Source organism: Acetivibrio clariflavus DSM 19732, from assembly GCF_000237085.1.
In the GTDB taxonomy this organism is placed as follows: domain Bacteria; phylum Bacillota; class Clostridia; order Acetivibrionales; family Acetivibrionaceae; genus Acetivibrio; species Acetivibrio clariflavus.
Map to the genome: position 1 here is coordinate 462763 of NC_016627.1, position 13009 is coordinate 475771.

A 13009-nucleotide genomic window follows, 5' to 3' on the forward strand; every position below is an offset into this window, starting at 1 on the left:
ATGCTTTGAAAGTTAAAATTAGCAAAAAAATAAAACCACTACATTTCATTTGATTTATGAGATGTAGTGGTTTTTGTTATATTCTAATTATGCCTTGAAGTTTTAGGAATGAATATGGTTACTTGGCAACTAACTCAAGGCACTTGGCAATAATCGTGCAAACTTCTGCTCTTGTTACTTCATTGTCAGGTTTAAAGGTGTTATCGGCATATCCCTTAACAATGTTTGAGCTAAATGCTTTGCATACACTACTTTTAGCCCAGTTTGGAATAGTATTGCTGTCCGCAAAGGGAAGCTCAATTTCTACACCTTCAATATTAAAGGCGTTTACTGCCATTACAACCATTTCTTTACGGGTAAGAACCCTGTTGGGCTTAAATTCACCATCATCATAACCCTTAATGATTCCCTTATCCACTATAGCCTGTATAAATCCTTCTGCCCATTGAGGAATATTATTTGAATCCTTAAAGGTTAAGTTGGATTTTGTTGAATCTAATCCTATTGCTTTAGCTAAAACAACAGATACTTCAGCTCTTGTCATGTTTGAGTCAGGTTTGAAAGTACCATCGGGATAACCGCTAATTATACCCTTGCTAGCCAGCATTTCTATGGTTTCTTTTGCCCAGTGATTTTCCACATCGGTAAATTTAATGCTAATTGATGTAGGTGTAGGAGTTGCTACGGGCGTACTAGTAGTAGGTGTAGAAGTTGGCGTATTGGTATTTACCGGATTGCTTGTGATTGTCGGTGTTGGTTTTGGGGAATTAGGCACGTCACCGGAGGACGGCCCACCTGCAGAGCCTCCACCGGAACCGCCACCGCTGGAACCTCCACCACCGCCGGAACTTCCACCACCGCCGGAACCGCCGCCAGGTTTGCCGCCTGAATTACCGCTGCCTGGGTTGCTTGTAGGACTAGGAGTTGGCTGAGGTTCAGGAGATGGTTGTGGTTCTTCATCTTCATCATCGGAAGGAAGTACGGTAACCACACATTTAACAGAATACTTTCCGTCTATAGTTGTAGCGGTTATTTCTGCTGTTCCTTCGGATATGCCTTTAACAAATCCTGTGGAATCAACAGTAGCAACTTTTTCATTGCTGGACGACCATATTACTCTTTTATTGACAGCATTTGTAGGTGAAACTATCGGTATTAACTGTGCGTCAATATCCAAAAGCATTATTTCTTCGGGACAAAAGAGATTTTTTTCATTAAGTGTCATCAAACCTGCGGCAACAGCAGCAATAGCAGAAAAATTTTCAGTTGATATATTAGTAATGTCTTCTATATAAGTAGTGAAAGGGAACTGCATGTCATACTTTAGTGCTTTTATAACATTATATGCGTAATCTCTTCTGGTCACATATTCATAAGGCTTAAAATCAGAGGGTAGAATAGGGTAAAAAAACCTATTTTTATACGCAATTACAATGTCTTTGTAATATGGGTCATCTTCAGAAACAAGATTAAGAGAAGGCTTCGCGCTCGAATTGTCTTTCAAGTCAAAGGTTTTTACAAGAAAACTTGCAAATTCAGCATAAGTAAGTTTTTTAGGTTTATTTCCTTTAGTTATAACTATAGATTCTCTGTTTATTTTTATGCCAGTGGTTTCCGAGCCATTTAAATCGAAATCGGCTTTTTGTAATTGATTATATAATGACGATACAGGGTTAAAGTCATAAATATTATTGAAAACAAGATATAAAGTTGTTAATTTATTTAGTTCCCTCAAACTTTCGATATCTGAGATTTTATTGTTGGCTAAATCGATTAATGTTAAATTATACAAACCTTTTAAAGAAGATATATCTTTTATTGAATTTCCACTTGCGTACAAAGTAGTTAAACCTGTAAGGTTACTTAAAAAATCGATATTTTCTATTGAGTTATTAGAAATACCCAGAAATGACAAGTCAGCTAATTCATTGATAGGGCTATAATCTTTTATGTTTTTGTTTTGGCTAATATTTAGCCATGACAGTCTTTTTAAATTTCTTAAGAAGCTAATGTCCTTAATATCATTATTTATTAAAAATAAATCATTTAATTTTTTTAGATTTTCTAAACTGTTAAAATTTGAAGTAGATATTGAACTTAAACCGAGATATTGCAAGTTAACTAAGTTTCCTAGAACGTCGATTGAAGTAATTGGATTAGAACTTAAAGAAAGGTTATTTAAATATATTGAATTTTTCAAAGCATCAATGTTTGTAATTTTATTCTTATCTAGCTTCAACATGATAAAATTGTCATGCTTTGAAAGAGCTGATATATCTGTCAGGTTATTATTATTAAGCCATAGTAAGCATAAATTTTTTAGATTTTTTAAAGGAGTAATATCGGATATGTTGTTATAGTCAGCATATAGATAGTTTAATTTAGATAATTTACCTAATGGAGTAATGTCGGAAATCTCACAATTAGATAAGAATAAGCTGTTTAAGTTTTCGAGTTTTCCGAGGGATGTAAGATCTTCTATTTTGTTACCGTCTAGATATAAATCCTTTAAATTTTTTAAACTCTCCAAGGGTGTTAAGTCAGTTACTAAATTATTAGACATTGATAGAACTCTTAGTTCTGAAAGGTTTTGAATGCCTTCAAGACTTTCAATGTTTTTATATGAGATAGACAAATAATGAATATTTGCTAAGTCACTTGGATATATTGGTCCGCTAGAACGACGAATTAAATTTCTGATTGTGTTTTCTAAATTTTTATCTTGGAACGAAACGGGTGTTTCTGAAGGTGTTGGAGAAGGCTCTGTTGCACCTTCGTTTTCTGGAGTAGATGAAGGCATAGTAAAATCCTTATTTTCCAGCTTGTCGTAGTATTCACTGATAGGACCGAAGTCTTCTATAGGATTATTTTTTAGGTAAAGAGATTTAAGGTTAGTTATTTTATTAAAACTGCTAATGTCAGATATACGATTTGAGGATAAATTCAATTCTTTAATTGAACTGTTTTCCTGATAAAAACTTATGCTTTTTATACAGTTATTAGATAAATTCAATTCTGCAATATTAACTTTTGAAAGATCTAAAGAACTGGAAGAATATACTCCTAATAAATTATTGCTAAAATCAACTTTTGATAATTTTTTCATTTTAGCAAATTCATCGAAGGGGAAATCCCGTATAAGGTTATCTTGTACATAAAGTTCTTCTAGATTGGTAAGAAGGCTGATATTTGCTAGTGAAATTAAACCTTGATTTGAAGCATCCAGTACTTTTATCTTTTCAACATCACTTTTATAAATTTCACCGGTAGGTTTATTCATAGCTTTTCTAACAACTTTTTCAAGAAATGGCTCAAAAGAAATTGGATAGTCCTCCGGTATTGTGAAAGCCTTTACGTCGGAATGGGCAATTATCTTTCCGTCGCTGTTATATGCAAGAACATAGACGTACCATTTATTAGACTGTAAAAAGTTTTGCAATGAATAGCTAAATGATGAATAGTCATTAATTGCCCTATAATCAGAATTTTCAAAATTTCCATCTTTGCTGAAAAGTATCTCATAATTTTGGACACCGGGGAAAGGTTCAAAAGTAAGTTCTACTTTTCCAGAAATGATTTCCGGTCCCCTTTTTATATTGAATTTAGGTAAGTTATTGATTTCGGAAACACTAAAATTATAATATGTGGCCGTGGATAGGAGAGTATTTTCAGATTGCTCAGAAAAATCAAATATTTTAGAATGCAATTTTAATTTTGCCTCGGCTTCATCAATACTAAAAGGCTGCAAGATATCATCAGATATTGTGGCGTGAGCTGCAGCTACTGATGTAACATAAAAATGAAAGGTAAAGAAAACAGTTACAACGAGACAAAGAAGTCTTTTAAAATTACCCATTAAAAAATCCCCCTAACTATTTTTAATTTTCTATATTAAGTTACAATGATAATAATAGTATATTCTAAAACATCCAGCAAGCACCAGAGCGAAAAAGATTAAAAATTTTTGAAAAAAAGTGAATTGGGAAATAATTTTTCCAGTAAATATTTGAGTTGTTTTAAACATATTATTGAAACCTTAAAAAAAATAATATATAATATAATAAAATTTAGGAAATATTATGCTATTTAAATTGAATATGACATATATAACTGAACGACGAAGAAAGATAGACTTTATAGACTTTAGAGATAGAAATAGAGAGAGTTCATGGTGAATGTGGAAAAAATGATTTAATGTTATATGAGGGGTAATTAAAATGAAAATAAAACTAGCAATTCTTGATGAGAATCCTATTTTTTTAGAACGAATTTCAACAGCGTTGGGTAATAGATATGCAGATAAATTGGAGATATATTCGTTTACAGATTTAGATGTGGCTCTTGGAAAGCTTGAAGAATGCAAAATAAATGTGTTTATCTGTAGTGATTCTTTTGAAATCAATGTTAATAGACTTCCTAAAAGGTGTGGTTTTGCATATTTTGTAGAGTCTCCTGGCATTGAGTCAGTTCGAGGGCAAAGTGCCATCTGCAAATTCCAAAAAGGCGAGTTAATTTATAAGGAAGTACTTAGTATCTATGCCGAGAAGGTTTCCAATTTTGCAGAGTTTAAACTCGACAGTAATTCCGGAACAGCTGTTATAACTTTTACGTCTGCCAGCGGTGGTGTAGGGTGTTCGACTATAGCAGCGGCTTGTGCTATTGCATTTGCTAAGCAGGGATTCAAGACTTTATACCTCAATATGGAGCAGTGTGGAGATTCTAACTGCGTTTTTAGTGCTCCTGGACAATTTGATTTTAGTGACGTTATATATGCTCTAAAGAGTAAAAAATCAAATTTGAATTTAAAGCTGGAGAGCACCGTAAAGCAGGATCCGTCAGGTGTATTTTTTTATGATCCATGCAAAGTAGCTTTGGATATGGCGGAAATTAACAGTGATGAGATAAGAAGTTTACTCAATAATCTTACTTTATCAGATACTTATCAGTATATAATTATTGATACTAATTTTAGAATTGATAAGTCTTTTGTTGAATATCTAAAGCTAAGTACAAAGGTTATATTTGTATGCGACGGTCTAGAGGTATCGAATATTAAGCTGCGCAGAGCGTATGATGCACTTGCAATTTATGAAAAACAACTGGAGATTCCATTATTATCGAAATTATCACTTATATATAACAAATTTAGTAACAAAATGAGTTGCTCAAGTAACATTGAAAATTTGAATGTAATAGGTGGAGTACAGAGGTTTGAAAACGCTTCTTATAAGCAAATTGTAGATAAATTGTCTACTTTGGATTTAGTAAAAAGAATAGTGGGCTAATAAGAAGTATTTTAATAGGGGAGTAGAAAGAATGGATCTAGATAAATACAAAGACTTATTGAACGATATCAAGAAATATGTTACCCAAAATCTTCCGTTGAGCGAACTTGAAAATGACGAGTTACAGGCGGAAATTGAGAAGATAGTCCAGGACAAAACGTCTGAGCAATATCTCACCATTGAAACGAAAATAAAAATAGCACAAGAGATATTTAGCTCTATTAGAGGATTTGGACCATTAGATGCAATATTGGCGGATGATTCAATTACCGAAATAATGATAAATGGTCCGGATAAAATATTTATTGAAAAAAGCGGAAAGCTTTCGAGACTGGACATGAAGTTTGAGAGTCAAAGAAAGCTGGAGGATATCATTCAGCGAATAGTTGGCTTAGCAGGGCGTGAAGTAAATCAGGCAAATCCAATTGTTGATACAAGACTTCCTGATGGTTCGCGTGTCAATGTTGTATTGCCACCAATTGCTTTGTGCGGGCCGACAATGACCATCAGAAAATTTTCAAAATCGCCTATGACCATAGAGAAACTTATAGAATATGGTTCGATAACGGAAGAAATTGCTGAGAAGTTAGAGCTTTTGGTGAGAGCAAAATACAACATATTCATATGTGGGGGAACTGGATCGGGAAAAACTACATTTCTTAATGCACTTTCCAATTTTATTCCAAAAGATGAAAGAATAATCACAATAGAAGATGCAGCTGAATTGCAGATTGTCGGAGTTGACAATTTGGTCAGTTTGGAGACGAGGAAGGCAAATTCAACCGGTTCCGGAGAAATAACTATGAGAGATCTAATAAAAGCATCTCTTCGTATGAGACCTGAGCGAATCGTTGTCGGTGAGGTTAGAGGCGGAGAGGCGCTTGACATGCTCCAAGCTATGAACACCGGGCATGACGGTTCACTTTCGACGGGTCACGCAAACTCCACCCAAGATATGCTGAGCAGACTAGAAACAATGGTGTTGCAAGGCGCGGAAGGATTACCTTTGGAAGCAATAAGGCAGCAGATAGCATCGGCTCTTGATATAATTATACATCTTTCGAGAATGAGAGATTACTCCAGAAAAACGGTTGAGATAACCGAAGTGCTAGGTTATGAAAATGGCATGATTAAATTAAATCCGCTTTATGTTTTTGAGGAAGATACTGAAAAGAGTACTGCTGAAAAAGTAGTGGGAAGTCTTGTAAGGAAAAATGAGCTTATAAAATATGATAAACTTAGAGCAGCTGGGATATTTAGAGAGATATGAGGTGATATGATGGGGATATTTAGAGGCAAAAAGAAGGTTGAAGAAAAGGAGCCTGAGTATTATTTATCTGCAACAAATATTCCTACAATTAATTACAAAGTATATTATATGAAGGCAGTTGAAAAAATTGGATATTTTCTTCTGGCATTTATTGCTGGAGCGGCTGTTGGATACCTATTCTATGGAGGCATAGGCAGGGATGAATTGGGACAACCCACTAATTTGACAAGGGTGCTAGATATAATTATACCGTCTGTAGTGGGTTTACTGGCTGGGAAGATATATTTACCGATACGCACACAACAAATAAAGGATAAGAGAATTAGAATTCTTAAAAACCAGTTTAGAGATATGCTGGAATCAGTAGCAACGTCATTGGGTGCAGGTAAGAACGTCCCTGATTCATTTATTGCTGCGTACAACGATATGCGTGTTCAATATTCTGATGATGCATACATAGTAAAGGAAATTGAAGTGATAAATTCAGGCATTCAGAATAATATAGGGATAGAAGAGCTTTTGGAGGATTTTGGGAGAAGAAGCGGAATAGAAGACATCATGAGTTTTGCAAATGTATTCAATATTTGCTACCGCAAAGGTGGAAACATAAAGGATATTATAAAGAATACTTATATTATACTTAGTGAAAAAATGGAAATTGCAGAAGATATAGAAACCATAGTAACGGCCAATAAAACGGAACAGACTATAATGATATTTTTGCCAATAGGCCTTGTTGCAGTAATTAAAATGATGAGTCCTGAATTTGCCGCAAACTTTTCGTCACTCGTTGGAATAATTTCAACATCAATAGCAATCGGGGCTTTTGTCATAGCCTATTTTATAGGTCGTGAAATATTGGATATAAAGATTTAGGGAGGATTCTAGGTAAATGTCAACCCTTAATATTGTAATAATGACAGTGGGAACTGTAGCTTTATTGTTGTGGCTAATATTTTTCATATTAGGAAACAAGTATGATGGAATGTTTGACAGTTTGAATGAGAAGGATTTTCCCTTAAAGGAAATATACGGAGTGGGGTATGCAGCCCTTGAAACGTTCAGATATTCATTTAATTCAAAGTCTGACCGTAAACTGAAGCACGAAATTGAGATTTTGTATGGGGACAAGTATGCAGAGTACTTTTTAAGAGTGATACATGCTCAGAAGGTCACTCTTTCTATGACACTTTTTGTAATATCTTTCGTGTTTTACGGGTTGACTAACGAAATTGGGGTACTTCTTGTAATGTTTATGTTTTCAGGACTAGCTTTCTATTACTATGGAACATTGACTCATAAGAAGATTTTAAAGCGTTCTGATGAAATGTTGAGAGATTTTACTGAAGTTGTCTCAAAGCTGGCATTACTTACAAATGCCGGAATGATATTAAGAGAAGCGTGGGAAACAGTAGCTAAGGGTGGAAATACTACTTTTTATCAAGAGATGCAGAGAAGTGTTGACCAGATGAAAAACGGAGTTACTGAAATAGATGCTTTGTATGAGTTTGGTGTAAGATGTATAATACCCGAGATAAAAAAGCTTACATCTACATTGATTCAAGGGTTGATAAAAGGAAACAGTGAGCTTGCGGCTATTTTGCAAGAGCAAAGTAAAGAAGTATGGGATGCCAAAAAACAAAGAGTGAAGAGACAGGGAGAAAAGGCAGCAAGCAAACTGCTTATACCAATGAGTATCATGTTTTTAGGTATACTGATTATGATTGTAGTTCCAATATTTGCTAATATAGGAGCCTAATTAAAAATTTTATTTGTGAAGGGGGGTGAAAATAATGACTCAGTTAAAGTTTTTTGCTACATATGCAAAAGTTAAATTAGCTAAGTGGTTATCCGACGAAAAAGGTGAAGTAAACATTATAGCAACCGTTGTTTTAATGGGAATTGCAGTTATTTTAGCAATAATTTTCAAGGATAAAGTTAAGGAATTACTTGATGTTTTATTTGCTAAATTAACTGAAAACGCAACTAATGCTATGGATAACAAATAGCGTAAACCAAACTGAATAAGGTAGAACATTGTTTGTTCTACCTTGTTTGGGTTGAAGATGTATTTTATGAGTAATTTGAGGTGTTTCAATGTCAATTTTCTTAAGATAAATTAGGATTTGAGGTATGGGCTATGAAAAATTTGAAAGCAGGAGTTAAAAGTTTTGCTAAGGAGGACAAAGGTGCTATTATTGTTGAAGCAAGTATTGTTTTTCCTGTAATGTTCTTTGTTTTATTCTTTCTAATACTCTTTGGCAACGTTATATACAAGCAGTGCCAGATAAATAGCATAGTGACTGAATATGCAATTTTGGGAGCGCAATATTGTGCTGATCCATTATTGGCGCAAATGGAAGCTAATGGCGGAGCTGTACCTACAAGTGTTGATGTAAAACCCTATAGGTACATATTTGGCAACATGGGTGATGTGGAAGACATGATAGAAGAGCGAGTAAAAAAGGCCTTAGCGGGAGAACTTACATTTTTTAGGGGAATGCAGCCTGTCCTTGATAAGAATGCCGGAAAAATTGCTTCATATAATAACTATGTTCTTTATTCGACTTTTTCCGTCGAAGTTCATTACCAGATTAAATTTCCTATTAGGTTTTTAGGAGAGGATACCCCGACTATTATAAAATCATGCTCTAGAGCAGAAATTCCGGTTGTAGATCCTGCTGAGCTCATAAGAAATACGGATATGGCTATAGATTTTTTGGAGGATACTATAGTCGGGCAAAAAATAGCAAGTGTTTTTAATAAGGTAAATACATTTATAAATAACTTTAGCAGTAGGTAAAGAAAATAATTCTTAATTAGGTAGGGGACTTAAAATGAATTTTTTTCAAAAAACAAAAGGTGCAATTTCAATTTTTCTAGTTATTATATTGGTACCGATGATTACATTGTCCGGATTGTTCGTAGATGCGGGCAGAGTAAAACTGTCTCGGGCGGTAATGAGTTCTGCAGGAGACCTTGTAATGAATACTGCCTTAACAAACTACGATACTGTTTTAAAGGACATGTACGGGCTTTTTGCAACAGCACAGGATAAAGAAGATCTGTTTGCAAAATTGGAAGATTATTACCGTACAAGTATTATATCAGCAGGAGTAAATGGAGAAGAAGCTGATGCTTATGTTGCATATCTGATGAAAACACTGGGGATGGTTTCGGAAGAGGAAACATCAGACCTTTTAAATATGCAGCTTATTGATTTTGCTATAAATGAAGTTGAAAACGCAAACATGGCGAATGCCACTATTGTAAAAAGCGGTATTGTGAACTTTATGAAGTATCGCGGACCTATAAATATCGGGCTGAGCTTTTTTAACGCTTTGCAGACTTTTACATCTCTCAGCAAGTCTACAGAGCTGGTAGAAAAAAGGAAAGAATATTACGAAGAGCAAGAATCCGTAATGAAGAATTGCAAAGAAGCCTGGAAATATATAAATAATTACAACAAAAATGACATGCTCAAGACCGAAACGTATTTTGATGATTTTAAAAATGAATCCAGAAGGTTCAAAGAAAAATATACTGATATAGGAAAGAAAATAATAAAAGATTTGTATGATACACAGAGATATGCAAATAATCCGTTAAAACCTCTAAGAGATTATGATTTTGATTATGAATCTAATGCTCAAATGATAGAAAGAAAGATAAGGGCATTTAATGATGCTGTTACAAGACTTGAGGAAAAAGAAAGAGAAGTAAACGAATATGTTTATCCCGATGGTGCTTATGATTTGCAATATCTGGTACAGGGTAACAGAAGAAAAATTTTTGAAAACTATGCTAATGCAATGGAAAATTTAAACAAATGTTATCAGGATCTGATTTGTGCAATAGAGAATGAAATGGAAGAAATAATTAAAATAGATGAAGTAACGGGTTTGCCTATAGTAAGAAAGGAAAAGGTAAGTCCTACACGTTCAACAACAGAATATGATAATATTTTTGAAAGTAAAAAACGTATATATGATGAGAAGCTATCAAAGCTTTCACGAATTGCTGAAAGTATTGGTACTAAAGTAGACCCTACCGAAACCAATAATAAAATTGTTGAATTATATAACAAGTTTACAAAGTTTAAAAATGATTTGGAAGATGCAAAGAGAAATTTGGATAAAGCTCTAGAATATCTGAACAAAGTCTATAATGCTGTGAAGCCGGAAGGAACTCTGGAAAAAATAAAAAGTGAATGGGAAGCAACAACAAGAGCCGAGGAATTGGCAAACAGCCCCTTGGCAAAACAGGATGCTGCAGAAATAAAAAACCTTTCATCCTTTTTAAAGGCAAACGAAGTTGAAGCTCTCATAAATAGGTTGAGAAATATATCGACAAATTTGGGTAATATGCTGAGTGAGTTAGAAAAATTTGCATTTTTTGATACGAAGCTTTCAGAAATAAAAGACTATGAATCAATGAAGAATGTAATTGAAGGAGAAATAGGGAGTACAGAGTTAAAATCTGTACCAATAAAAGAAATTGAGCTAAACAATAAAATTAACATTTGGCTCCTGGATTGCTTTACAGAAGGTGAAGTAAATGCAGACTGGATAAATCGTACCGGAACACAAATAAATTTGTCAACGCAAGACAAATTGAATTTTTACGTATTTTTATATACAAATTTTAATAAAGTAGAAGAAAATAGTTCTAAGGAAAGTGAAGGAAGAAATTTACATAAAGAGGCAAGAGATAAACTTGAGGATAAAGCAGAAGATATAGCAGAAGAGGCTGAGGCTGAAGATGAAGAGGCAAAAGCATCAAGAGAAATAAAAGATAAGCCGGAATTGCCTTCTAAGCTTAATGTGGGTGGAGGACAGGAGACACAAAGCAGAAAAGTTACAACTAATAAAGATAGTGCTGTTTCTGACACTAAGAAGTCTCTTAGCGGAATGTTTTCAAACCTGGGCAGGGCTTTAAAGAATGCGGGCATTACTCTTAGGGATGATATCTATATATCTGACTATATAATGAGTATGTTCAGCTATGACACAATTGAGAAAGAGCTCAAACATGATCATCCAGATGCGGATTTGAAGTCTATGCTAAAGACTTTGACGAAGAATCCGATAGATGAGGATCATAACTTTGCATACAGAAGAGAAATTGAATACATAATTTTTGGCGGTAAAAACAGTAGTAATGTTAAAAAAGCTTATGGCTCAATATTTGGAATTCGCCTGGCTTTTAACCTTATATATGCCTTTACCGATTCAGAAATAAGAGATGGTGCTATGGCAATAGCTGTGCCTATTTCGGCAGCAACCTTTGGAGTAGTACCGGCACCATTGATTCAGGTTGGCATAATTATAGGTATCTCAATAGCGGAGTCAGCACTGGATATAAAGGACTTGAAAAAAGGAGAGCCTGTACCGCTGTTTAAAAATAAACAGACATGGCGTGTAAGTTTAACTGGCGTAGTGAGGATATTAAAAAAAGAAGCTATGGATGTATTGCAAGATGCTGCAGATGTTGTAATTGATGAAGCTAGAAATCGGTTGAACGAGTTTCTTGACAAAACAGATCAAGAACTACAAGAGATGATTAATAGTGGAGCAAGAGAAGTAGATGAACTTTTAGATTCAGTTGAAGTATCTTTTAATTCGATGATTGAGCGCCACGCTAACATGGCTATTCAGAAGCTTACAACTTTAGTAAGCAATGCAATCGAAGAAGCTAAGATGGATGACAAGTTCAACAAAGTGAATTATATAAAGGAAGGACTTGATAAGTGGTTGGAGGAAGAGAGAGCAATTTCAGGTGAGGACAGCTTAAGCTACATAGCAAAGTATGAGGCTGTTAATATTATAAAGGAAAGAATAGATACTATATTGAGTCAATTTGAAAGTGCAATAAATTCTGTAACTGAATCTGCTGAAAGTGCAATTATTGATATTGGAGTAGCGCTTCAAGGCGAGATCGGTAGAATTAGATCTGTTATTAATCGGAAATTAGCAGATGGGACTGAAAAAATCAATGCCTATCGTGAAAATATGAAAGAACAAATAAGATCTTCCATTGATGATGGTGCAGAAGCACTGAAGAATACTATAAATGAAAAGTTGGATGGTGTGTTTGGAGGTACAACTGGTGAAGGTATTTCTCTCAACAAAGGAGATAGTACAGGAATGGCTTCGTTATTATCTTTCCAATATAGTGACTATCTCAGATTGTTTACACTCATTGGACTGTTGGCAAACCCTGATGCCATACTTTTGAGAACTGCAGATGTAATACAGTGCAATATGCAACTGATACAATCCGATGAAAGTTACAGGCTTAAGAATGCGGTAGCATATGTAGAAGTTAATGCTACGGTACAAGTAAAACCGTTGTTTTTGGCACTCCCGCTGTTTGCCGATGTAGAATCTAATCCGAAGGATGATTCTAATTGGTATACGATTAAATATAAAGGTATTAAAGGATATTAGGAGAG

At 34.4% G+C, this 13009-nt stretch carries 8 protein-coding genes; 7 read left to right on the top strand and 1 reads right to left on the bottom strand.

Annotation, left to right across the window (positions count from 1 at the left end):
* Positions 1-118 precede the first annotated feature (118 nt).
* Positions 119-3856, bottom strand: a complete 3738-nt coding sequence (locus CLOCL_RS20840) for a leucine-rich repeat domain-containing protein (protein ID WP_014253780.1) — start codon at positions 3854-3856, stop codon at positions 119-121.
* 361 nt (positions 3857-4217) lie between these two features.
* Here CLOCL_RS20840 and CLOCL_RS02035 point away from each other — a divergent pair, with 361 nt between their 5' ends.
* The 7 genes from CLOCL_RS02035 to CLOCL_RS02065 all read left to right on the top strand — a co-directional run bounded on the left by CLOCL_RS02035 (position 4218) and on the right by CLOCL_RS02065 (position 13004).
* Positions 4218-5285, top strand: coding sequence for a P-loop NTPase family protein (locus CLOCL_RS02035; RefSeq protein WP_014253781.1), 1068 nt, complete (start codon positions 4218-4220; stop codon positions 5283-5285).
* Positions 5286-5316: 31 nt separating this feature from the next.
* Positions 5317-6555: a TadA family conjugal transfer-associated ATPase gene (locus CLOCL_RS02040; protein ID WP_014253782.1), complete on the top strand. Its 1239-nt coding sequence runs from the start codon at positions 5317-5319 to the stop codon at positions 6553-6555.
* Between the two features lie 9 nt (positions 6556-6564).
* The gene (locus CLOCL_RS02045; protein WP_014253783.1) at positions 6565-7431 is read left to right on the top strand and encodes a type II secretion system F family protein; all 867 of its coding nucleotides are present in this window, start codon (positions 6565-6567) and stop codon (positions 7429-7431) included.
* Between the two features lie 16 nt (positions 7432-7447).
* Complete coding sequence (locus CLOCL_RS02050) at positions 7448-8314, top strand: type II secretion system F family protein (protein ID WP_014253784.1); 867 nt, start codon at positions 7448-7450, stop codon at positions 8312-8314.
* 34 nt (positions 8315-8348) lie between these two features.
* The gene (locus CLOCL_RS02055) at positions 8349-8564 is read left to right on the top strand and encodes a Flp1 family type IVb pilin (RefSeq protein WP_014253785.1); all 216 of its coding nucleotides are present in this window, start codon (positions 8349-8351) and stop codon (positions 8562-8564) included.
* 131 nt (positions 8565-8695) lie between these two features.
* The gene (locus tag CLOCL_RS02060) at positions 8696-9358 is read left to right on the top strand and encodes a TadE/TadG family type IV pilus assembly protein (RefSeq protein ID WP_014253786.1); all 663 of its coding nucleotides are present in this window, start codon (positions 8696-8698) and stop codon (positions 9356-9358) included.
* 34 nt (positions 9359-9392) lie between these two features.
* Positions 9393-13004 carry a DUF5702 domain-containing protein gene (locus CLOCL_RS02065; protein ID WP_014253787.1) on the top strand — a complete coding sequence of 1204 codons (3612 nt, stop codon included), beginning with the start codon at positions 9393-9395 and terminating at the stop codon, positions 13002-13004.
* Positions 13005-13009 lie beyond the last annotated feature (5 nt).